This is a genomic window from Pseudomonas sp. WS 5532, from assembly GCF_012985445.1.
GTDB lineage: Bacteria > Pseudomonadota > Gammaproteobacteria > Pseudomonadales > Pseudomonadaceae > Aquipseudomonas > Aquipseudomonas edaphica.
In genome coordinates this window covers 85,206-107,127 of the sequence record NZ_JAAQWK010000001.1, presented here as the reverse complement: position 1 = coordinate 107,127, position 21,922 = coordinate 85,206, and the positions used below count along the sequence as shown (strand labels likewise).

General features: G+C 60.8%; 24 protein-coding genes. 16 read left to right on the top strand and 8 right to left on the bottom strand.

Features of this window, described 5'->3' with window-relative positions:
* Window positions 1–7 precede the first annotated feature (7 nt).
* Window positions 8–727: a DUF4198 domain-containing protein gene (locus tag HBO23_RS00525; RefSeq protein ID WP_017137618.1), complete on the top strand. Its 720-nt coding sequence runs from the start codon at window positions 8–10 to the stop codon at window positions 725–727.
* Between the two features lie 133 nt (window positions 728–860).
* On the opposite strand, the gene hemH is transcribed toward HBO23_RS00525, so the two are convergent.
* Window positions 861–1,886, bottom strand: a complete 1,026-nt coding sequence (hemH, locus tag HBO23_RS00520; RefSeq protein WP_138451169.1) for a ferrochelatase — start codon at window positions 1,884–1,886, stop codon at window positions 861–863.
* 14 nt (window positions 1,887–1,900) lie between these two features.
* Window positions 1,901–2,800 (bottom strand): TIGR01777 family oxidoreductase, encoded by a 900-nt coding sequence (locus HBO23_RS00515; protein ID WP_169986827.1) that lies wholly within the window; start codon window positions 2,798–2,800, stop codon window positions 1,901–1,903.
* 238 nt (window positions 2,801–3,038) lie between these two features.
* Between HBO23_RS00515 and HBO23_RS00510 the strand changes: the two genes are divergently transcribed.
* The 12 genes from HBO23_RS00510 to HBO23_RS00455 all read left to right on the top strand — a co-directional run bounded on the left by HBO23_RS00510 (window position 3,039) and on the right by HBO23_RS00455 (window position 13,032).
* The gene (locus HBO23_RS00510) at window positions 3,039–4,025 is read left to right on the top strand and encodes an FAD-dependent oxidoreductase (protein WP_017137621.1); all 987 of its coding nucleotides are present in this window, start codon (window positions 3,039–3,041) and stop codon (window positions 4,023–4,025) included.
* The gene (locus HBO23_RS00505) at window positions 4,022–4,237 is read left to right on the top strand and encodes a TIGR02450 family Trp-rich protein (protein ID WP_170036194.1); all 216 of its coding nucleotides are present in this window, start codon (window positions 4,022–4,024) and stop codon (window positions 4,235–4,237) included. The genes HBO23_RS00510 and HBO23_RS00505 overlap by 4 nt, the downstream gene beginning before the upstream one ends.
* A 113-nt stretch (window positions 4,238–4,350) precedes the next feature.
* Window positions 4,351–5,310 carry a DUF523 and DUF1722 domain-containing protein gene (locus HBO23_RS00500; RefSeq protein WP_170036192.1) on the top strand — a complete coding sequence of 320 codons (960 nt, stop codon included), beginning with the start codon at window positions 4,351–4,353 and terminating at the stop codon, window positions 5,308–5,310.
* A 3-nt stretch (window positions 5,311–5,313) separates the two neighbouring features.
* Complete coding sequence (locus tag HBO23_RS00495) at window positions 5,314–6,243, top strand: MerR family transcriptional regulator (protein WP_017137624.1); 930 nt, start codon at window positions 5,314–5,316, stop codon at window positions 6,241–6,243.
* On the top strand, window positions 6,244–7,686 hold the full coding sequence (gene phrB, locus HBO23_RS00490) for a deoxyribodipyrimidine photo-lyase (RefSeq protein WP_170036190.1): 1,443 nt from the start codon (window positions 6,244–6,246) through the stop codon (window positions 7,684–7,686).
* Window positions 7,679–8,101 carry a nuclear transport factor 2 family protein gene (locus HBO23_RS00485; protein ID WP_170036189.1) on the top strand — a complete coding sequence of 141 codons (423 nt, stop codon included), beginning with the start codon at window positions 7,679–7,681 and terminating at the stop codon, window positions 8,099–8,101. The genes phrB and HBO23_RS00485 overlap by 8 nt, the downstream gene beginning before the upstream one ends.
* Complete coding sequence (locus tag HBO23_RS00480) at window positions 8,098–8,880, top strand: SDR family NAD(P)-dependent oxidoreductase (RefSeq protein ID WP_170036187.1); 783 nt, start codon at window positions 8,098–8,100, stop codon at window positions 8,878–8,880. Before HBO23_RS00485 ends, HBO23_RS00480 begins: the two co-directional genes overlap by 4 nt.
* Entirely contained in the window at window positions 8,877–10,124 is a 1,248-nt protein-coding gene (locus HBO23_RS00475) for an FAD-dependent oxidoreductase (RefSeq protein ID WP_017137628.1), read from the top strand. The genes HBO23_RS00480 and HBO23_RS00475 overlap by 4 nt, the downstream gene beginning before the upstream one ends.
* The gene (locus tag HBO23_RS00470) at window positions 10,121–10,930 is read left to right on the top strand and encodes a DUF1365 domain-containing protein (RefSeq protein ID WP_170036185.1); all 810 of its coding nucleotides are present in this window, start codon (window positions 10,121–10,123) and stop codon (window positions 10,928–10,930) included. The genes HBO23_RS00475 and HBO23_RS00470 overlap by 4 nt, the downstream gene beginning before the upstream one ends.
* Window positions 10,917–12,188 carry a cyclopropane-fatty-acyl-phospholipid synthase family protein gene (locus HBO23_RS00465; protein WP_099549226.1) on the top strand — a complete coding sequence of 424 codons (1,272 nt, stop codon included), beginning with the start codon at window positions 10,917–10,919 and terminating at the stop codon, window positions 12,186–12,188. Before HBO23_RS00470 ends, HBO23_RS00465 begins: the two co-directional genes overlap by 14 nt.
* Window positions 12,181–12,672 (top strand): DUF2878 domain-containing protein, encoded by a 492-nt coding sequence (locus HBO23_RS00460; RefSeq protein ID WP_170036183.1) that lies wholly within the window; start codon window positions 12,181–12,183, stop codon window positions 12,670–12,672. Before HBO23_RS00465 ends, HBO23_RS00460 begins: the two co-directional genes overlap by 8 nt.
* 54 nt (window positions 12,673–12,726) lie before the next feature.
* Window positions 12,727–13,032, top strand: a complete 306-nt coding sequence (locus HBO23_RS00455) for a YkgJ family cysteine cluster protein (protein ID WP_017137632.1) — start codon at window positions 12,727–12,729, stop codon at window positions 13,030–13,032.
* Between the two features lie 132 nt (window positions 13,033–13,164).
* Here HBO23_RS00455 and HBO23_RS00450 read toward each other — a convergent pair whose 3' ends face one another.
* The 6 genes from HBO23_RS00450 to hemA form a co-directional block, all read right to left on the bottom strand.
* Entirely contained in the window at window positions 13,165–13,683 is a 519-nt protein-coding gene (locus tag HBO23_RS00450) for an acyloxyacyl hydrolase (protein ID WP_017137633.1), read from the bottom strand.
* 110 nt (window positions 13,684–13,793) lie between these two features.
* Entirely contained in the window at window positions 13,794–14,588 is a 795-nt protein-coding gene (gene murI / locus HBO23_RS00445) for a glutamate racemase (protein ID WP_138454102.1), read from the bottom strand.
* Entirely contained in the window at window positions 14,581–15,336 is a 756-nt protein-coding gene (locus HBO23_RS00440) for a molybdopterin-synthase adenylyltransferase MoeB (RefSeq protein ID WP_099549223.1), read from the bottom strand. The genes murI and HBO23_RS00440 overlap by 8 nt, the downstream gene beginning before the upstream one ends.
* Complete coding sequence (prmC, locus tag HBO23_RS00435; protein ID WP_170036181.1) at window positions 15,330–16,160, bottom strand: peptide chain release factor N(5)-glutamine methyltransferase; 831 nt, start codon at window positions 16,158–16,160, stop codon at window positions 15,330–15,332. Before prmC ends, HBO23_RS00440 begins: the two co-directional genes overlap by 7 nt.
* A complete protein-coding gene (prfA, locus tag HBO23_RS00430) occupies window positions 16,161–17,243 on the bottom strand; it encodes a peptide chain release factor 1 (protein WP_099549221.1) in 1,083 nt (360 codons plus the stop codon).
* Window positions 17,240–18,529 (bottom strand): glutamyl-tRNA reductase, encoded by a 1,290-nt coding sequence (hemA, locus tag HBO23_RS00425; RefSeq protein WP_017137638.1) that lies wholly within the window; start codon window positions 18,527–18,529, stop codon window positions 17,240–17,242. The genes prfA and hemA overlap by 4 nt, the downstream gene beginning before the upstream one ends.
* Before the next feature lie 182 nt (window positions 18,530–18,711).
* Between hemA and HBO23_RS00420 the strand changes: the two genes are divergently transcribed.
* From HBO23_RS00420 to ispE, 3 genes are read left to right on the top strand one after another with little or no spacing between them, the layout of a single operon-like run.
* Complete coding sequence (locus HBO23_RS00420; RefSeq protein ID WP_170036179.1) at window positions 18,712–20,436, top strand: tetratricopeptide repeat protein; 1,725 nt, start codon at window positions 18,712–18,714, stop codon at window positions 20,434–20,436.
* Window positions 20,437–20,440: 4 nt separating this feature from the next.
* Entirely contained in the window at window positions 20,441–21,058 is a 618-nt protein-coding gene (lolB, locus tag HBO23_RS00415) for a lipoprotein insertase outer membrane protein LolB (RefSeq protein ID WP_017137640.1), read from the top strand.
* 49 nt (window positions 21,059–21,107) lie between these two features.
* Window positions 21,108–21,911, top strand: a complete 804-nt coding sequence (gene ispE / locus HBO23_RS00410; RefSeq protein WP_178110933.1) for a 4-(cytidine 5'-diphospho)-2-C-methyl-D-erythritol kinase — start codon at window positions 21,108–21,110, stop codon at window positions 21,909–21,911.
* Window positions 21,912–21,922 lie beyond the last annotated feature (11 nt).

The window sequence follows — 21,922 nt, the reverse complement described above, 5'->3', positions numbered from 1 at the left end:
ATGCCCCATGCAAGCCTTCAAATCCCTGGCCGTGATCGGCCTGCTGTTTGCCAGCCAAGTCTCCGCCCACGGCCTGTGGACCGAACAACGACGCGGCAATATCGAAGTGATCTACGGCCACGGCGCCGAAGACAATGCCTTCAAGGCGCAGAAAATCAGCGGCGCCTGGGCGTATGACGCCAGCGGCAAAATGATCCCGGTCACCGTGGAGCGCCTGGCCGACCACGCACGCCTCAAGCCACTCAAATCGCCCGCCGTTTTAGCCGTGGCGTTGGATAACGGGATGTGGTCGCAGACGCCGGACAAGAAGTGGATCAACCAGGGCCGTAGCCAAGTGCCAGGCGCGATTGAGTCGACCCAGACCTTCAAGTACAGCCTGGCGATTTACCAGCCGGGGGCGAAGCTGCCCAAACTGGATCAGATCAAGCTGCTGATCCTGCCGGAAGTCGACCCGCTGACCGTAGGGCCAGGCAAGTCACTGCCGGTGCGGGTGCTGCTGGACGGCAAACCGGCGGCGGGGATCAAGCTGGTGGGCGATTATCGCAATGCGCCGAACACCTTGAGCACTGAGACCGACAAGGACGGCCGCGCCCAGGTGCTGGTGCGTAATGAAGGGTTGAATGTGATTGCCGCGCAGGTGGAGATTCCGCTCAAGGACAACGCCGACGTGGCCACCCGCGGGCTGTTTACTTCGTTGACCTTCCTCGGTGAACCGCATCACGAATAAACCCTGAAAAACACTGTGGGAGCGGGCTTGCCCGCGATGGCGGCCTATCAGTCACCCAATATGTCGACTGACAAACCGCCATCGCGGGCAAGCCCGGCTCCCACAGTTGATCTCTATCGTTTCGACACTCGGACTACAGCGCTACTGGCGCCCGCTCGCACAGCGTATTAAGCGCCACCGCCCACTGCGGCTCATCGTTCAAGCACGGCACCAACACCAACTCCTCGCCCCCTGCCTCGCGGAACTGCTCCAGCCCGCGATCACCAATTTCTTCCAGCGTCTCAATGCAGTCCGCTACAAACGCCGGGCACATCACCAGCAGCTTTTTCACGCCTTGCTGGGCCAAGGTCTCCAGGCGGGCCTCGGTGTAGGGTTCGATCCACTTGGCACGGCCCAGCCGTGACTGGAACGCCACCGACCACTTGCCCTCCGGCAAGCCCATGCGCGCGGCAAAGTCGCGCGCCACGCTGAAGCACTGGGCGCGGTAGCAGGTGGCAAGCACCTCGGGCGAAGCGTTCTTGCAGCAATCAGCATCCTTGAAGCAATGCTGGCCTGTGGGGTCGAGTTTTTTCAGATGGCGCTCAGGCAACCCATGGAAGCTCAGCAACAAGTGATCGAATTCCTGTGCCACGTACGGCCGGGCGCTGGCGACCAAGGCGTCGAGGTATTCCGGCTGATCGTAGAACGGCTGCAAGATAGAAAACTGCACGTTGAGCTTCTTGTCGCGGACTACACGCTTGGCTTCTTCGATCACCGTGGTCACGGTGCTGTCAGCGAACTGCGGATACAACGGCGCCAGGGTGACTTTTTGAATGCCTTGAGCCGCAAGGCGCGTGAGGGTGGTTTCAAGCGACGGCTCGCCGTAGCGCATCGCCAGCTCCACCGGGCCGTGGGTCCACTGCTGGGTCATTTGCGCTTGCAAGCGACGGCTCAGGACCACAAGCGGCGAACCCTCTTCCCACCAGATCGAGGCGTAGGCATGCGCCGATTGCTCAGGGCGCTTGATCAGGATCAGCGACACCAGCAAGCGCCGCACCGGCCACGGCAGGTCGATCACATAAGGGTCCATCAGGAACTGATTAAGGTAGCTGCGCACATCGGCCACCGAAGTGGACGCCGGTGAACCCAGGTTGACCAGTAACAACGCGTGATCCGTCATGCAACATCCTATGGCTAGAGGCGGCTGGACAAGTCTTCCAGGGCCGCGTGCAACTCAGTGAACTGAAAAGTGAAACCGGCGGCCAGCAACCGTTCGGGGACGGCCTTCTGCCCGCCCAGCAACAACCCGGACAACTCGCCCAGGCCGACCTTCAAGGCAAACGCCGGCATCGGCATGAACGCTGGGCGGTGCAGCACCTGGCCCAGGGTGTTGGCAAACTCGCGATTACGTACCGGGTGTGGCGCGCAGGCATTATAAGGACCGCTGGCGTCGCCGTTGTGCAGAAGAAAATCAATCAGGGCGATTTGATCTTTGATATGGACCCACGGCATCCACTGCCGACCATTGCCGATCGGCCCGCCCAGCCCCAGTTTGAACGGCAGCAGCAGGCGCGACAAAAAGCCGCCCTTGGCCGCCAACACCAGGCCAGTGCGCACCAGCACCACGCGGGTGCCGAAGGCTTCGGCGCGCAACGCGGTTTCTTCCCAGGCGATGCACAGTTGGCTGGGGAAATCATCCTGCACCGGGCCACTGGCTTCGGTCAGTTCGCGCTCGCCGCCGTCGCCATACCAGCCTACTGCAGAGCCGGAAATCAACACCGCCGGCTTTTGCGCCAGGCCTTGCATCCAAGCCAGCAAGGTTTCGGTGTGGCCGATGCGGCTGCTCCACAGCAATGCCTTGCGCTTTTTGGTCCATGGGCGATCGGCAATCGGCGCGCCCGCCAGGTTGACCACCGCATCCACCGTGCCGATCACGTCTTGCAAGCGGCCAACACCGAGCACCTCGGCACCGCACCATTTGGCCACGGTATCCGGCTCGCGGCTCCACACGGTCAGGCGATGCCCTTGGGCAAGCCAGTGCAGACAGAGTTGGCGACCGATCAAGCCCGTACCGCCGGTCAGCAAAATATGCATGGGTTTCTCCTCATGTAACGTTTGCCGCCCATCGCTAGTCTATTTTATAAGCATGGATCTTTTGTAAGTGGGCGTTACGTTGGTTTCAGAGGCCGGTTCAGGCCTCCTTCTTAACCCCTCACCCTTAACCTTAGGTCACGCCGTTAGAACAGGTACGCCAAAACTTATACCAAAAAACAATATTGTACAGCTATGGGTGTCGGCGTAGTCTGTACCCAAAGGTAAAACGAGGCCCCCAATGACTGTTCCCATCGCGATCATCGGCACCGGCATCGCCGGTCTTTCCGCCGCCCGAGCGTTACGAGACGCGGGGCACGTTGTACAACTCTTCGATAAAAGCCGTGGCAGTGGTGGCCGCATGTCCAGCAAGCGCAGCGATGCCGGCGCGTTGGACATGGGCGCACAATACTTCACGGCCCGCGACCGGCGCTTCGTCAACGAAGTACAGCGCTGGCAAAGCAACGGCTGGGCCGAACAGTGGAAACCGCAGCTGTACAACTTCAAGTCCGGCCAGCTCACGCCCTCCCCCGACGAGCAGATCCGCTGGGTCGGCACGCCGCGCATGAGCGCTATTACCCGCGCACTGCTTGACGACTTGCCGGTTGAGTTCGGTTGCCGCATCACCGAAGTGTTCCAAGGCAAGCAGCACTGGAACCTGCTGGACGCCGACGGCGGCAATCATGGCCCGTTCAGCCACGTAGTCATTGCCACGCCGGCGCCCCAGGCCACCGCCCTGCTGGCCGCTGCGCCCAAGCTTGCAAGTGCCGCCGCCGGGGTGAAGATGGACCCCACCTGGGCCGTCGCTCTGGCCTTTGACACGCCGCTGGATACGCCGATGCAAGGCTGCTTTGTGCAAGACAGCCCGCTCGACTGGCTGGCGCGCAACCGCAGTAAACCCGGGCGTGACGCCACCCTCGACACCTGGGTGTTGCATGCCACCAGCGCCTGGAGCAAGGCCAATCTCGACTTGCCCAAAGAGGCGGTGATCGAACACCTGCACGGTGCCTTCGCCGAACTGCTGCACAGCGCCATGCCCGCACCGTCCTTTAGCCTGGCCCATCGCTGGCTTTACGCCAGGCCGTCGGAGCGGCATGAATTTGGCGTGCTGGCCGACGCCGACCTGGGCTTGTATGTGTGTGGTGACTGGTGCCTGTCCGGGCGGGTCGAAGGCGCGTGGCTCAGCGGCCAGGAGGCCGCACGCCGCCTGATCGAACACCTGCAATGAACCGTCTCAACCCGACGAAATTGCTGTTGTCGAAGTGGACAGCAGCACGCCCGCGCAACAAGGAAAAACACTTCCTCGTCACCGAACTGTTCCGTGATGACGAAGGCACCGTGCTCGAAATCGAGCTGCAAGCGGTCATGACCCGCCGCGCCGAACGCCTCCCGTGGCAAACCCTGCAAAATGCCGAAGACTGGTGCATGGGTTGGAAATAGCGGGCGCTGAAAATACTTATACAAATAATTTGACTTGTACAGCATCAAACCTATGATGAGATTTAGTTGTACAGAATTATAAATCTGTATAGGAATTTCGCAGAGGGTTGAGCATGTCCAGCAGCGCAAAACCGAAGATCGCCATCAGTGCCTGCCTGCTCGGCGAGAACGTGCGCTTTAACGGCGGACACAAACAATCCCTGCTGTGCAGCCAAACGCTCGCCGACTATTTCGACTTCGTGCCGTTGTGCCCCGAAGTGGCGATCGGCCTGGGCATCCCCCGCGAACCGATTCGCCTGGTGGGCGACCCTGCCCACCCGCAGGCTGTCGGCACCGTGCACCGTGACCTCAATGTGACGCAGCCATTGGATGCTTACGGCCAGCAGATGGCTGTGGAACACACAGACCTGTGCGGCTACATCTTCATGCAGAAGTCGCCGTCGTGCGGGCTGGAGCGGGTCAAGGTCTACCGCGACAACGGCACGCCCGTTGATGGCGGCGGGCGCGGCATTTATGCCCAGGCGTTTTGCGCACGCCACCCCAACCTGCCGGTAGAAGAAGACGGCCGGTTGAATGACCCGGTGCTGCGCGAGAACTTCCTCACCCGCGTGTTCGTGTACGCCAGCTGGCAAGAATTGCTGGCTGAGGGCATCACCCGTCACCGCCTTTTGGCGTTCCACGCGCGCTACAAATACCTACTGATGGCCCACAGCCCTGTGCATTACAAAAGCCTTGGCCACCTGCTGGGCAGCATGGGCAAAAGCATCAACCTGGATGAACTGGCCGCCGGCTATTTCAGCGAGTTGATGACCGGCCTGAAAAAGTGCGCCACACGCGGCACCCACACCAATGTGCTGCAACACATCAGCGGCTACCTCAAACAAGCCATCAGCGCGGAGGACAAGCAGGAAATGCAAACCGTCATCGGCCAATACCGCACCGGCATCGTGCCGCTGGTGGTGCCGCTGACCTTGCTCAAACATCACTTTCGCCAACACCCGGACCGCTACATCGCGCAGCAGGCGTACCTGCAGCCGCACCCGGAAAACCTCAGCCTGCGTAATGCGATCTAGACCATGACACCTGCCCTGCAAGACGACCCTGTCGAAGACATCGCCCAAGCCATCGAAGACGGCTGGCTGCCGATTCGCGAAGTGGCGCGCCAGACCGGCGTCAACGCCGTGACCCTGCGCGCCTGGGAGCGCCGTTATGGCCTGATCGTGCCCCAGCGCACGCCCAAGGGCCACCGGCTGTTCAGCGCCGAACATGTACAACGCATCCACACCATTCTGACCTGGCTCAACCGTGGTGTGCCGGTCAGCCAGGTCAAAGGCTTGATCGATTCCGCCCAGGCCAGCCCCGACAGCGTCGAAAATGAATGGCATGTGCTGCGTCATAAACTGCTCACCGCAATCAGCGAATTGGCCGAACGCCGGGTCGACGACCTGTTCAACCAGGCCATGGCGCTGTACCCGCCGCGCACCTTGTGTGAGCAATTGATGCTGCCGCTGCTCAACGCGCTGGAGCAACGCTGGCAGGGCCAGTTCGGCGCGCAAATGGAGCGAGTGTTTTTTCTGTCCTGGCTGCGCAGCAAGTTCGGCGCGCGCATTTACCACAACAACCGCCAGCTCCAGGGCGCGCCGTTGCTGCTGGTCAACCAGTCAGACGTGCCCCTGGAGCCACACCTGTGGCTTAGCGCCTGGCTGGCCAGCAGCGCCGACTGCCCCGTGGAGGTTTTTGATTGGCCTTTGCCGACCGGCGAACTGGCCCTGGCCGTGGAACACCTGCAACCGCGTGCGGTGCTGCTGTACTCAAGCAAAGCCCTCCACTTGTCGGCACTCGGCAAACTGTTGGGCGGCATCAGTTGCCCAATTTTGATTGCCGGACCAACGGTATGCATCCACCAGGACGAGTTAGCCGTATTAACCCGTGACACTCCTGAATTGTTCGTGGCCGAAGACCCCTTGTCAGCCCACCAGTTACTGATCCAGCGTGGAATTGTCTAAATGCATTTGATCTGGCTGCGCACCGACTTGCGCCTACACGACAACACCGCCCTCGCCGCCGCCTGCCAGCGCGGCCCGGTTGCCGCCGTGTACCTGATCACACCGCAGCAATGGCTGGCCCATGATGATGCACCCTGCAAAGTCGATTTCTGGCTGCGTAACCTCAAGCACCTGAGCCAGGCCCTTGGCGAACTGAACATTCCCTTGCTGATTCGCACCGCCGACACCTGGGACCAGGCGCCCGCCGTGCTGGGCAAACTGTGCCGGGAACTGTCAGTGGAGTCGGTGCACGTCAACGAGGAATACGGCATCCACGAGAGCCGTCGCGATGTGGCCGTGGCCAACGCCCTGGAGGCTGACGGTGTGACGTTCCACAGCTACCTCGACCAACTGTTTTTCCAACCCGGCAGCGTGCTGACCAAAACCGGCACTTACTTTCAGGTGTTCAGTCAGTTCCGCAAGGTCTGCTACAGCCGCCTGCACAGCGCCTTGCCGCGCCTGGTGGCCACGCCGCAACAACAGGCACCGCAGGATGTGCACAGCGACGCCATCCCGGATCAGGTCGACGGTTTCGCGCCGCCCAGCGAAACCTTGCGCGCTTTCTGGCCCGCCGGTGAAGAAGAAGCCCGGCGTCGCCTCGACGCCTTCGCCGACCAACAGATCAGCTACTACAAAGACGAACGCGACTTCCCGGCCAAACCCGGCACCAGCCAGCTCTCGGCCTACCTCGCCGCCGGTGTGGTTTCGCCGCGCCAGTGCCTGCACGCCGCCCTGCAAACCAACCAGGGCGAGTTCGAAAGCGGCGATATCGGCGCCATCACCTGGATCAACGAGTTGCTGTGGCGCGAGTTCTATAAACACATTCTGGTCGGTTACCCACGGGTCTCACGCCACCGTGCGTTCCGCCCCGAAACCGAGGCACTGGCCTGGCGCGATGCGCCCAAGGACTTGGCCGCCTGGCAGCAAGCGCGCACCGGCCTGCCGATCATTGACGCAGCCATGCGCCAACTGCTGGAAACCGGTTGGATGCACAATCGCCTGCGCATGGTGGTGGCGATGTTTTTAACCAAGAACCTGCTGATCGACTGGCGTGAAGGCGAGCGCTTCTTTATGCGCCACTTGATCGACGGCGACCTGGCCGCCAATAACGGCGGCTGGCAGTGGAGTTCGTCCACCGGCACCGACGCGGCACCGTACTTCCGGATTTTCAGCCCGTTGAGCCAGTCGGAAAAGTTCGACAGCGAAGGGGTATTCATCAAGCATTGGCTGCCAGAGTTGGCGGCGTTGAACAAAAAAGAAGTGCACAACCCCGAAGCCGCCGGTGGCCTGTTCGGCGTGGCGGATTACCCACGCTCGATTGTCGACCTGAAAAAATCCCGCGAGCGCGCCCTCACCGCCTTCCGCAACCTGCCTTCACGCCAGGAGGTCGCCGAACATGAGTGACTTCCTGCACCGGTTCGCCCAAGCCTTTACCACGCTGGACAAGCACAACCTGCACCTGCTCGACAGCTTGTACAGCCAGGACATTGCCTTCATCGATCCGCTGCACGAAGTGCATGGGCTGCCCGCTTTGCGCGGTTACTTCACCGAGATGTACAGCAACATCAGCCAGTTGCGTTTTGACTTCCATGGCTTCGACCAGGTCGCCGAAGGTGAAGGCTACCTGCGCTGGAAAATGAGTTTTTGCCACCCGCGCCTGGCCAATGGCAAGGTAATCCGGGTGGAAGGTTGCTCGCACCTGATGTGGCGCGACAAGGTCTACCGCCATCGCGATTATTTCGATGCGGGCGCGTTGCTTTATGAACACTTACCGGTTGTCGGCCGTGTGGTCAGTTGGCTAAAAAGGAGAATGGGATGAGCCTTGTACCGCCCCGCCGTTATTGGTTGACCGGTGCCAGCAGTGGCATCGGTGCCGCTCTGGCCGTCGAACTGCTCAACAGTGGCGCGCAGGTGGCGCTCAGCTCGCGCAGCAAAGGCCCGCTGGAAGCGTTCGCCCAGCGTTATCCAGGCCAAGTGCTGGTGGTAGCCGGCGACCTGACCAACAGCCAGACCGTGCGCGAGATCGGCGAACACATCGGCGAGGTCTGGGGTTCATTGGACACGGTGATCCTCAACGCCGGCACCTGTGAGTATGTCGACGCCCGGCAATTCGACTCCTCCATCGTCGAGCACGTGGTGCGCACCAACCTGCTTGCCAGCAGCTATTGCATCGAAGCTGCACTGCCGCTGTTGCGCAAAGGGCTCACCCCACATCTGGTCGGCGTTGCGAGCGCCGTGACCTACCTGCCAATGCCACGCGCCGAAGCCTATGGCGCGTCCAAGGCCGGGCTGCGTTACCTGTTCGAATCGCTGCGCATCAGCCTGTCGCCGGAGAACATCGACGTCACGGTGATCAGCCCGGGCTTTGTCGACACCCCGCTGACCGAACGCAATGATTTCCCGATGCCGCTGAGCTGGTCCGCCGAAAAGGCTGCGCGGCATATCTTCGCCAAATTGGAAAAGCGCCCGCTGGAAATCGCCTTCCCCGCGATGTTTATCGCCACCTTGTGGCCACTGTCGAAGCTGCCCAACCGCGCGCAACTGATTATCGGCAAACGCATGCTGCGCAGCCCGCCACCGAAGAAGGACGACCTGTGAAGATCGCCATCATCGGCAGCGGTATCGCCGGGCTGACCAGCGCTTACCTGCTCAGCCGGCGCCACGACATCACGCTGTTTGAGGCGGGCGAGCGCATTGGCGGGCACACTCACACGGTCAACGTCACGGTCAAAGGTAAACTCTATGCCGTGGACACCGGTTTTATCGTGTTCAACGACTGGACCTACCCTAATTTCATCCGTCTGCTCGGGCAGATTGGCGTGACCTTCAAGCCCACCGAAATGAGCTTTTCGGTGTGCGACCAGAACGCAGGTTTCGAGTACAACGGTAATAACCTCAACAGCCTGTTTGCCCAGCGCCGCAATATTCTCTCGCCGGGATTCTGGGGCATGTTGCGCGACATTCTGCGCTTTAATCGCCAGGCACCGCTGGACCTGCAAGAGCAACGCATCAGCGCCGATATGACCCTGGGCGACTACCTCGAAGCCGGGGGTTATGGCCCACGCTTTATCCGCCATTACATCGTGCCGATGGGCGCGGCGATCTGGTCGATGTCGCTGGCGGACATGCTCGGTTTTCCGTTGCAATTCTTTGTGCGGTTCTTCAAGAACCACGGGTTGCTATCGGTGAGCAATCGGCCGCAATGGTGCGTGATCGAAGGCGGTTCCAGCAGTTATATCGAACCTTTGACCCGCAGTTTTCGCGAGCAGATCCGCCTCAATTGCCCTGTGGATAAAGTCGAACGCACAGGCGACGGCGTGGTTATCCACAGCCTCGCCGGCAGCGAGACCTTTGACCGCGTGGTGTTCGCCTGTCACAGCGACCAGGCCCTGGCGTTGCTGGCCGACCCGAGCCAGGCTGAGCAGGACATTCTTGGTGCCCTGCCCTACGCCGACAATGACGTGGTGCTGCACACCGACACGCGCCTGCTGCCCGATCGCAAACTGGCCTGGGCCAGCTGGAATTATCGCCTGAGCGGCAGCGCGCAAACCCAGGCGGCCGTCACTTACGACATGAACATCCTGCAAGGCATCCACAGCGACACCACCTTTTGCGTCAGCCTCAACCAGACGCCGATGATCAACCCGCTGAAGATCCTCGCGCGCTACACCTATGCGCATCCGCAATACAGCCTGGCGGCAGTGGCCGCACAAAACCGCTGGGAAGAATTGCACGGTGCGCGGCACACCTTTTACTGCGGCGCCTACTGGGCCAACGGTTTTCATGAAGACGGCGTGAGCAGCGCATTACGCGTGGCCCAGGCCTTTGGCGAAACCCTATGAACAGCGCCCTGTACAGCGGCTGGATCGCCCATCGCCGGTTTGCGCCCAAGGCCCACGCCTTTCGCTACCGCATCGGCCTGCTGTACCTGGACTTGAGCGAACAAGACGAAGTGCTCGGCCTATCACCCCTGGCCGGCAACAGCCGCCTGGCGCCCTTCGGCTTTCGCCAGCAGGACTACCTGCGTGAATTCACGCGTCACGGCATGAGCTTGAGCGATGCCGTGCGCCAGGAAGTCGGCAAGGCACTGGGGCGCGAGCCCCGGGGCGTTATCTGCCTACTGACCCAGGCCCGCAGTTGGGGCCTGGCTTTTAACCCGGTGAGTTTCTTCTACTGCTTCGAGGCCGACGGGCAACTGGCCGCGATCCTGTGTGAAGTAACCAACACCCCGTGGCGCGAGCGTTACCACTATGTGCTGCCGGCCCAGGCGCTAGGCGCCGAGGAACACCAGCACTTCGCCGTGGCCAAGGCGTTCCATGTGTCGCCGTTTTTACCCCGCGACCTGGAATACCGCATGAGTTTCAGCCCCCCGGCCGACAGGCTTGGCGTGCACATGGCCGATTGGCAGGGCACGCAAAAAGTCTTCGACGCCACCTTGAGCCTGCAAAAAGAAACGCTGACCCGCGCCAGCCTGCATCGTTACCTGTGGCGCTTCCCGTGGATGACCGCCAAGACCTGCCTGGCGATTTACTGGCAAGCCACACGCCTGTTGCTCAAACGCACACCGATTTTTTCCCATCAGGCCGCCGATGGCGCCTCTCGCACCGCAGTCGGGTATACCAAGGATCGCCGCCATGAAATCCCCTAGCTTATCGGTCAAGACCAACCGCCTGAACGTCAACGGCGTGACCAGTGCGCTGTTGCGCAAAGGTGTGCTGCGCCAGCTCAGCCAACTGCGCCACGGCCAGTTGGTAGTGATTGAAGAGGGTGAACGCCAGGTGTTCGGCGCACGCGAAGCGCATCTGTTGGGCGAAATCCAGATCCACGATTCGGCGGTCTGGGGCTTGGTGGCCGCCAATGGTTCGATCGGCGCCGGCGAGGCGTTTATCCACGGTTACTGGAGCAGCCCGGACCTCACCGCCGTGGTGCGTGTGATGGTCAGCAACCTTGATGTGCTTGACGCAATGGAAGGCGGCCTGGCGCGCTTGGCGCGACCCTTCACCCAAGGCCTGCACTGGCTTAACCGCAACACCCGCAAGGGCTCGCAGAAAAATATCGCCGCCCACTATGACCTGGGCAACGACCTGTTCGAGGAATTCCTCGACCCGACCATGATGTATTCGGCGGCGCAGTTTCTGACGCCCGACGACAGCCTGGAACAGGCGCAGTTGAACAAGCTGGAACGCATCTGCCAGAAGCTTGCGCTCAAACCCACTGACCATTTGCTCGAAATCGGCACCGGCTGGGGCAGCATGGCGTTGTATGCGGCGCAGCACTATGGCTGCAAGGTCACCACCACGACCTTGTCCAAAGAACAGTTTGCCTACACCGAAAAACGCATCGAGGCCTTGGGCCTCAAGGATCAGGTGAAGCTGCTGCTGCAAGATTATCGCGACCTGACCGGTCAGTACGACAAGCTGGTGTCCATCGAGATGATCGAAGCGGTCGGCCATCGCTTCCTGCCCACCTACTTCAAGCAATGCGCGCACCTGCTCAAAAGCGACGGCCTGATGCTGCTGCAAGCCATCACCATTCGTGAGCAGCGTTTTGAGCAGGCCAAGAACAGCGTCGACTTTATCCAGCGCTATATTTTCCCCGGTGGCGCCCTGCCATCCGTGCAGAACATGTTGCAGATCGTCAGCCGCGACACCGACATGAACCTGCTGCACATGGAAGACTTCGGCTTGCACTACGCGCGCACCTTGCGCCTGTGGCATGAGAACTTCCGTCGCGCCCATGGCCGCCTTGCCGAGTTGGGCTACGATGAATACTTCCTGCGCCTGTGGGAATTCTACTTGTGCTACTGCGAAGGTGGGTTTATGGAGCGAACGATCGGTACCGCGCAGTTGCTGCTGGCCAAGCCTGCGGCGATCAACCCGCCGTTGCTCGGGCGTTTCAGTGCTTAAAACGCTGGCCAATGCCGTGCTGTTCCAGTGCGGTTGGTTTGCCTGTGTGCTGGGCGGTGACACCCGTTGGTTATGGGTGGGCGCTGGTGTGCTGGTCATCCACCTGCTGTGGACAAGCTCATGGTCTGAAGACGGCCAAGTGCTCCTGGCCGTGACCCTTTTGGGTACCGTAGTCGATACCTCGTTGCGTACCTTTGGCGTGTTTCACTTCGGTTTTCCAGGGCCGCTGATTCCCTTTTGGCTAATCATACTATGGGCACTGCTCGCGACTACGCTGCGCCATTGCCTGGCCTGGAGCGCACAACCCTGGTGGCGCGCCAGCCTGCTGGGTGCGGTGGGCGGGCCGTTGTCTTACTACGCCGGCAGCCAATTGGCCGGTGTGCGTTTCGGCTACGACACAACGCTAACGCTGATCGGCCTGGCGCTGCTCTGGGCGATCCTGTTCCCCGTCATGCACTGGGTGGCGCGACAGCTTGGCCACTGACGTCCGTCAGAGCATTCATGCGCACCCAGCGCGCTTGCCTTACACTGCGCGCCTATGACCAACATCCCCCACACTCAAATCACCGAACCCGCCGTCACCTGCTCGACGTGCGCGGCCTGCTGCTGCCAGCTGGAAGTCATGCTGATTACCGACACGGGTGTGCCGCAACGCTATATCGATACCGACGACTGGGGCGGTGAAGTGATGCTGCGCCTGGATGACGGCTGGTGCGCGGCGCTGGATCGGGACACGATGATGTGCACGATCTACGAGCGGCGGCCGTTGATCTGTCGGGAATTCGAGATGGGTGCGCCGGAGTGCCTGGAAGAGCGCCAGGGCATTGCGACGGCGTATCGCTGATCCAACATGTGGTGGATATAAAATGTGGGAGCTGGCTTGCCTGCGATAGCATCACTTCGGTGTAACTGATAAACCGAGGTGTCTGCATCGCAGGCAAGCCAGCTCCCACATGGTTTTGCGCAGGCTTGAGAGTTACAACGGGTAGGTGTAGTGCAACGAGTAGCTCTCTACCCCGTCGTTATTGCTGCTGATGCCCGCATTGGAATAGTGCGTGGCGCGAATGCCCACTTCATGCCCACCGGCAAAGCGCAAACCAAAGCCCAGTCGGTCTTCGAACTGGAAGGCCTGGCCGATGTTGTTGTCTTCAACCCGCGTACGTGAAAACACCGCGACACCGATCCCGGCTTCTATATAGGGCTTGACCTTCTCCCCGGCAAACTCGTACACAAACACCGGCGAGAACGACAGGCTGCTGACACTCGCGCGTTTGTCGCCATCCCAGTAGGTGTAAGCGCCGCTCCAATAGCCGGTCAGTCGGCCCGTATCACTCTGCCACCAGCTTTTATCCCAATCCGACGTCAGCCCCAATCGATAGGTCATGGTCGAATCGCTGGTGCCCCCCACCCCAAATTCCAGGCCGGCGGCCTGGGCCGAAACTGAGTGTCCCACCACAGCGGCCGCAATCGCAGCCAAACAGAACAAGCGCTTCATAAGAGCACATCCTTTGAGATCGAAGTCGTATGGTTTTGTACAGGCTAACGCTATAGAAGCTTGCGCGATGCCAGAAGTTCAGCTTCTAACCGCGATGTTTCACGAATTTTTCACAAGCCAAAATTACGCACAACACCGGGAGATTTCCAGAGTGTCGGTAGGATATTTCTTAGGTGATCGACGTCGCCGCTGGTCCAGAACTGCGCTGGCTCAGGCTTGCCGGGCGACAGCAGGTTACGTTCGCCCAACAGACGCTTGAGCTGACGCGCCACGGCAGCGCCGGTGTCGATCAGGATGATGCTAGGGGGAAGCATCTGTGCCAGAAGCGGCTTGAGGAAGGGGTAATGGGTACAGCCGAGGATGATGGTGTCACAACCGGCGCTCAGCAGCGGGTCGACATAGCCCTGCAACAGCTGGCGCAGCCCGGTGCTATTGAGGTCACCGGTTTCGATCAACTCCACCAGGCCCGGGCACGGCTGGGTAATCACCCGCACGTCGGTGGCAAAGCGGTCGAGTAATGCTGCGAACTTGGCACTTTGCAATGTGCCGGTGGTGGCGAGCACGCCGACCACGCCACTGCGGGTGGCAGCGGCGGCTGGCTTGACCGCCGGCTCCATACCCACCAAAGGCCAGTCGGGATAGTCCTGGCGCAAATCAGCCACGGCGGCGACGGTTGCGGTGTTGCAGGCAATCACAAAGGCTTTGGCGCCTTGTTCACGAAAAAACTCGGCGACCAAACGGCTACGCTCAAGAATGAACGCCGGGGATTTTTCACCGTAGGGGATATGCCCGCCATCAGCCACGTACAGCAGTGACTCATGGGGCAACAACTGCTGGATTTCATCCAGCACCGACAGGCCGCCGACGCCGGAATCGAACACACCGATGGGCGCGTCCTTAACCATGGGCCGTCCCGCAAACGCTGCAGCCGGGGTCGCGCTTGACGCGCAGTTCGCGAAAACGCGTGGTCAAGGCGTCGATCAGTAGCAAGCGCCCCACCAAGGGTTCACCAAAACCTGCCAGCAACTTCAGCGCTTCCAGTGCTTGCAGGCTACCGACCAGCCCGACCAACGGACCGACCACACCGGCTTCGCTGCAGGTCAGCTCGGTGTCGCTGCCGTGCCCATATAAACAGTGGTAGCACGGGCTTTCGTCGCGGCGCGGGTCGAACACTGACAATTGCCCTTCCAGGCGAATGGCCGCACCGCTGACCAATGGTTTTCCAGCCGCAACACAAGCGGCGTTGACGGCTTCACGGGTGGCGAAGTTGTCGCTGCAATCGAGCACCACGTCTACCGCGGCCACTGCGGCGGCGAGTGAATCGGCATCCAGCGCAGTGCGATGGGCGACCAACGTAATTTCGGGGTTGATGCCGGCCAGGCGACGCATGGCCGAATCGACCTTGGCCTGCCCGACGCTGTCGGTGTCGTGGATGATCTGGCGTTGCAGGTTGGTCAGGTCGACAGTGTCGAAGTCTGCCAGGTGCAACTCGCCCACGCCGGCAGCGGCCAGGTACAACGCGACTGGCGCACCCAAGCCGCCGAGGCCGACAATCAGCGCATGGCCGTTTTTAAGACGCAGCTGGCCTTCGATGTCGACATGTTGCAACAGAATCTGTCGGCTATAGCGCAACAGCTCCTGGTCGGTCAGCACGGGCGGCGCCCCAACGTGATGCGTTCGTGGCCGCCGAGGTCGATGCGGCTGTGGACCTCTTCAAAGCCCTCACCCGACAACAAATCACGTACCGCCGCAGCTTGGTCGTAACCGTGTTCGAGCAGCAGCCAGCCACCGGTATTCAAGTGGGCTGGGGCCTGGGCGATGATCAACCGCAGATCGTCCAGCCCATCATGGCCCGCCACCAAGGCGCTGGCCGGTTCAAAGCGCACATCGCCTGCCACCAGGTGCGGATCATTATCGGCAATGTAAGGGGGGTTGCTGATGATCAAATCGAAGCGCTGGCCTTGCAGCGCGCTGAACCAATGGCTGTTCAACACCGTGGCGTTCTTCAGGTGCAGGCGCTGGCGGTTGCGTTCGGCCAGGGCCACGGCTTCGAGCACACGGTCAACGGCGGTGACCTGCCAGGCCGGGCGTTCGCTGGCCAGGGCCAGGGCGATCGCGCCGCTGCCGGTGCCCAGGTCGAGGACCTTGGCAGGCGTGGCCGGCAACAATTCAAGGGCGGCTTCCACCAGCAGCTCGGTTTCCGGGCGCGGGATCAGCGTGTGCGGCGCGACCTCCAGGTCGAGCTTCCAGAAACCCTGCTGACCGAGGATGTAGGCCACCGGCTCACCCGTGCGGCGACGCTGCAGGTAATCGGTAAAGGTCAGCGCATCTTCGCTGCTGACGATTTTTTCCGGCCAGGTGTGCAAGTAGCTGCGCGATTTGCCCAAGGCAGCGGCCAGTAACAGTTCCACATCCAGACGCGCGGTGGGCGAGTCAGGCAGGTCAGCGGCGCGCAGGAGGCTGGCAATAATGGTCATTTATTCACCTATCGCCGCCAATTGATCGGCCTGGTATTCGGCCAGCAAAGGCTCGATCACCGCATCAACGCCGCCGGCGAGAATTTCGTCGAGGGAGTAAAGCGTGAGGTTGACCCGGTGGTCGGTGACCCGGCCTTGGGCGAAGTTGTAGGTGCGGATGCGTTCGGAGCGGTCGCCCGAGCCCACCAGCAGCTTGCGCTCGCTGGCAATCGCGTTGGCGGCGGCGCTGGTCTGTTGGTCGTTGAGCTTGGCCGACAGCCAGGACATGGCCCGCGCACGGTTTTTGTGCTGGGAACGCTCTTCCTGGCATTCGACCACGATGCCCGACGGCAAGTGGGTGATCCGGATCGCCGAGTCGGTCTTGTTCACGTGCTGACCACCGGCGCCCGACGAACGGTAGGTGTCGACACGCAAGTCCGCCGGGTTGATCTCAATGGCTTCCTGCTCGTCCGGCTCGGGCAACACGGCCACGGTGCACGCCGAGGTGTGGATACGGCCCTGGGATTCAGTCGCCGGAACCCGCTGCACGCGGTGCGCGCCGGACTCGAATTTAAGCTTGCCGTAGACGTTGTCACCTTCGACCCGGGCGATGACTTCTTTATAGCCGCCGTGCTCACCTTCATTCTCGGACAAAATCTCGACCCGCCAGCCACGTCGCTCGGCGTAGCGCGAGTACATGCGGAACAGGTCGCCGGAGAAGATTGCCGCCTCGTCGCCACCGGTGCCGGCGCGGATTTCGAGGAACACGTTGCGCCCGTCGTTCGGGTCTTTGGGCAGCAGCATGCGTTGCAGGTCGCCTTCCAACTCGGCCAACTTCTCTTTGGCTTCGCGGACTTCTTCCACGGCCATTTCACGCATGTCCGGGTCGCTGTCCTTGAGCAGCGCCTGGGCGCCTTCGAGGTCGGCCTGCACTTTCATCAGGCTTTTATAGGTGGCCACAATCGGCTCAACTTCGGCGTATTCCTTGGAATAGGCGCGGAACTTGGTCTGATCGGAGATGACCTCGCCATCGCCGAGCAAGGCGGTCAGTTCTTCGAAACGGTCCTGGAGCACGTCCAGTTTATTGAGCAGTGACGCTTTCATTGCGGTTTTTTATCCGAAGAGCTATCTGACGCGCCCTCACCGAGGGCAAAGAGTTCCTGGGCCATGGCCAGCGCATCGAGGCGGCCTTCGGCGGTAAGCTTTTTCAACTGAACGCTGGGGGCGTGGAGCAATTTGTTGGTCAGGCCACGTGCCAATTGCATCAGCACTTCTTCGGCGCTGCTGCCGTTGGCCAGCAAGCGCTGGGCCTTGATCAATTCTTCATCGCGCAGGCGTTCACCCTGCTGACGATACGCCTTAAGCACGTCGACCGCCGCCAGCTCACGCAGGCGCACCATAAAGTCTTCGGCGCCGGTGCTGACCATTTCCTCGGCGGCCTGGGCTGCGCCCTGGCGACTCTTGAGGTTTTCGGCGACCACTTCGTGCAGATCATCGACGCTATAGAGGTAAACGTCGTCCAACTCGCCGACTTCAGGCTCGATATCACGGGGAACAGCGATATCCACCATGAAGATCGGTTTGTGCTTGCGCAGCTTCAGCGCGCTCTCGACCGCGCCTTTGCCCAGGATCGGCAACTGGCTGGCGGTGGAGCTGATGACGATATCGCTGCGCACCAGCTCGGCCGGGATGTCCGAGAGCAACACCGCGTGGGCGCCAAACTGCTCGGCCAGGATGCTCGCGCGCTCCAGGGTGCGGTTGGCGACCACGATACGCTTGACGCCCAGGTCATGCAGGTGGCGAGCGACCAAGGTGATGGTTTCACCGGCGCCGATCAACAGCGCCTGGCTGCGCTGCAAGTCACTGAAAATCTGTTTGGCCAGGCTGACGGCGGCGAACGCGACGGACACCGGGTTTTCACCGATGGCGGTGTCGGTGCGCACCTGCTTGGCCGAATTGAACGTAGCCTGGAACAACCGGCCAAGCAACGGGCCGACGGTGCCAGCCTCGCGGGCCACGGCGTAGGCGGATTTCATCTGGCCGAGGATCTGCGGCTCGCCCAACACCAGCGAGTCGAGCCCTGCGGCGACGCGCATCATGTGACGAACTGCCGCATCCTCTTCGTGCACATATGCACTGGCGCGCAGGTCCTCGAGATCCAAATGGTGATAATCGGCCAGCCAGCGCAGCACCACATCCGCTGAGAGATGTTCCTGCTCTATATAAAGCTCGCTGCGATTGCAGGTCGAAAGGATCGCAGCTTCGCGGCTGTCGGTGAGCCGGCAGAGCTGCTGCAAGGCCTCAACCAACTGCTCTGGCGTAAACGCCACGCGCTCGCGCACGTCTACGGTTGCAGTCTTGTGGTTAATACCGAGTGCGAGGAAGGCCATTCAATATCGCTGATGATGTCGGGAAGCCGACAATTGTCCTACTTCGATAGATCCAGAACAACCACCGTCGTCTATTGTCCTAGTAGCTTGTGCCTATAAAGGCGCCCACTGAGACTCGGTTATGTTTGGCCGAAGGCTTGTGTCATGATGATCCGACCGCAGGTTAGTCGTCCTCTTCCTATATGAATAGATCTTCCGCGTTGCTCCTTGCTTTTGTCTTCCTCAGCGGCTGCCAGACCTTGGCACCCGTGTCGCCGGACGGTACGCCGCCGGTCGAAGACAGCGCCCCAGCCCCTGAAAAGCCCAAGGTTTACTCCTCGTTCAATGAAGAAACGATCTACAGCCTGCTGACCGCGGAACTCGCCGGCCAGCGCAATCGTTTCGATATTGCCCTGGATAACTATGTGACCCAGGCCATCAACACCCAGGACCCGGGCATTTCGGAGCGTGCGTTTCGCATCGCCGAATACCTGGGCGCTGACCAGGCCGCGCTGGATACTTCGCTGATCTGGGCGAAAAACGCTCCGCAAGACCTGGAAGCGCAACGTGCGGCGGCCGTGCAACTGGCACGCGCCGGGCGCTATGACGACTCCATGGTGTATATGGAGAAAGTCCTGCAGGGCAAGGGCGACACGCATTTCGACTTCCTCGCGCTGTCGGCTGCCGACACTGACCAGGACACGCGCAATGGCTTGATGAAGAGTTTTGACCGCCTGCTGCAAAAGCATCCGAAAAACAGCCAACTGATTTTCGGCAAAGCCTTGCTGCTGCAGCAGGATGATGAAGCCGATGCCGCCCTCAAGCTGCTGGAGCAGAACCCGCCGGAAGACGGCGAGATCGCCCCGATTCTGCTGCGCGCACGCTTGCTGCAGAACCTTAATCGCGGCAAGGAAGCGATTCCACTGCTGGAAAAAAGCATCAAGAAATACCCGGGCGACAAGCGCTTGCTGCTGACCTATGCGCGAATGCTGGTGGAGCAAGACCGCATGGAAGACGCCAAAGTGCAGTTCGCCAACCTGGTCCAGCAATACCCCGACGACGACGAGCTGCGTTACTCCCTGGCACTGGTCTGCCTGGAAGCCAAGGCCTGGGACGAGGCCAAGGGTTATCTGGAGGAGCTGATCGAGCGCGAAAGCCATGTGGATTCGGCGCACCTGAACCTCGGCCGCATCGCGGAAGAACGCAACGACCCGCAGGCTGCGCTGCTTGAGTACGCCCAGGTCGGCCCCGGCAACGATTACCTGCCGGCCCAGCTGCGTCAGGCCGATATCCTGATGAGCAACGGCCGCACCGACGAAGCGGAAAAACGCCTGGCGGCGGCACGTGATGCCGAACCGGACTATGCGATCCAGCTGTACCTGATCCAGGCCGAAACACTGTCGGCCAACAAGCAGGGCGAACGCGCCTGGAAATTGCTGCAACAAGCCTTGCTGCAATACCCCGACGACTTGAACCTGCTGTACACCCGCGCCATGCAGGCGGAAAAACGCAATGACCTGGCGCAGATGGAAAAAGACCTGCGCCTGATCATCAAGCGCGACCCGGACAATGCCATGGCGCTCAATGCCCTGGGCTACACCCTGTCGGACCGCACCACGCGTTACGCCGAAGCCAAGGTGCTGATCGAACAAGCCCACAAGCTCAACCCGGAAGACCCGGCCGTGCTCGACAGCCTGGGTTGGGTGAATTACCGCCTGGGCAATCTGGACGAAGCCGAACGCCTGCTGCGCCAGGCACTCGAACGTTTCCCTGACCAAGAGGTGGCAGCCCACCTGGGTGAAGTGCTGTGGGCCAATGGCAAACAGCGCGAAGCGCGACAAATCTGGGAAAAATTCCTCAAGGAACAACCCGAAAGCCCCATCCTGCGCGGCACCATCAAGCGCCTGACCGGATCCGAGACCCTTTAAGCTTATGTTTTTGCGCCACGTTATTGTTTTCAGTTTCATCGCCCTGCTCGCCGGTTGCGCGGGCATCGGCAGTCGTGAATCCGTTGAAGGCCAGGGCAACCCGGCGCAATGGAAACAGCACAAAGAGCAGCTCAGCAGCATCGACGGCTGGCAGATCGACGGCAAGGTCGGGGTTCGCGCGCCGAAAGATTCCGGCAGCGGCACGTTGTTCTGGCTGCAGCGCCAGGACTATTACGATATCCGTTTGTCCGGGCCACTTGGCCGCGGTGCTGCGCGCCTGACCGGCCGGCCAGGGCAAGTGAGCCTGGAAGTGGCCAATCAAGGCCGCTATGAGGCAGCCACGCCGGAAGAACTGCTGGAACAACAGATTGGCTGGAAGCTCCCCGTTTCGCACCTTGTGTGGTGGGTACGCGGCCTGCCTGCGCCGGACAGCAAAAGCAGGCTGAGCCTCAATGGCGACAGTCGCCTGGCCACTCTGGAGCAGGATGGCTGGCAGGTTGAATACCTCAGCTATGTGCAACAGGGCGCCTACTGGCTGCCCGAGCGCATCAAACTGCATGGCACCGACCTTGACGTCACGCTGGTGATCAAGGAATGGCAACCGCGCAAGCTGGGGCAATAACGTGACCGCCACCACCTTGACACTGCCCTCCCCGGCCAAACTCAATTTGATGCTGCACATTCTGGGTCGCCGTGAAGACGGCTACCACGAGTTGCAGACGCTGTTTCAGTTTCTCGATTACGGCGATGAACTCACCTTCGCCGTGCGCGACGATGGCGTGATCCAACTGCACACCGAATTCGAAGGCGTGCCCCACGACAGCAATCTGATCGTCAGGGCCGCGAAAAAACTTCAGGCGCAATCCGGTTGCTCACTCGGCATCGACATCTGGATCGATAAAATTTTGCCCATGGGCGGCGGCATCGGTGGCGGCAGCTCAAATGCCGCGACCACGCTGCTCGGTTTGAATCACTTGTGGCAACTGGGCTGGGACCACGATCGCCTGGCCACGCTGGGCCTGACACTGGGCGCCGACGTGCCGGTTTTCGTGCGTGGGCACGCGGCTTTTGCCGAAGGCGTCGGGGAGAAACTCACCCCGGAATACCCCGAAGAGCCTTGGTATGTCGTGCTTGTTCCGCAAGTATCTGTAAGTACAGCAGAAATTTTTTCAGATCCACTGTTGACACGTAACTCTCCTCCCATTAAAGTGCGCCCCGTTCCCAAGGGAAACAGTCGAAATGACTGCTTACCGGTTGTAGCAAGGCGTTATCCAGAGGTACGTAACGCTTTGAATTTGTTAGGTAAATTTACCGAAGCAAAATTAACCGGAACTGGAAGTTGTGTGTTTGGGGGCTTCCCAAGCAAAGCTGAAGCTGATAAAGTCTCGGCCCTTCTTACAGAGACCCTTACAGGGTTTGTAGCAAAGGGAAGCAACGTTTCGATGTTGCATCGCAAGCTGCAAAGTCTGCTCTAAAAGGAACCGAG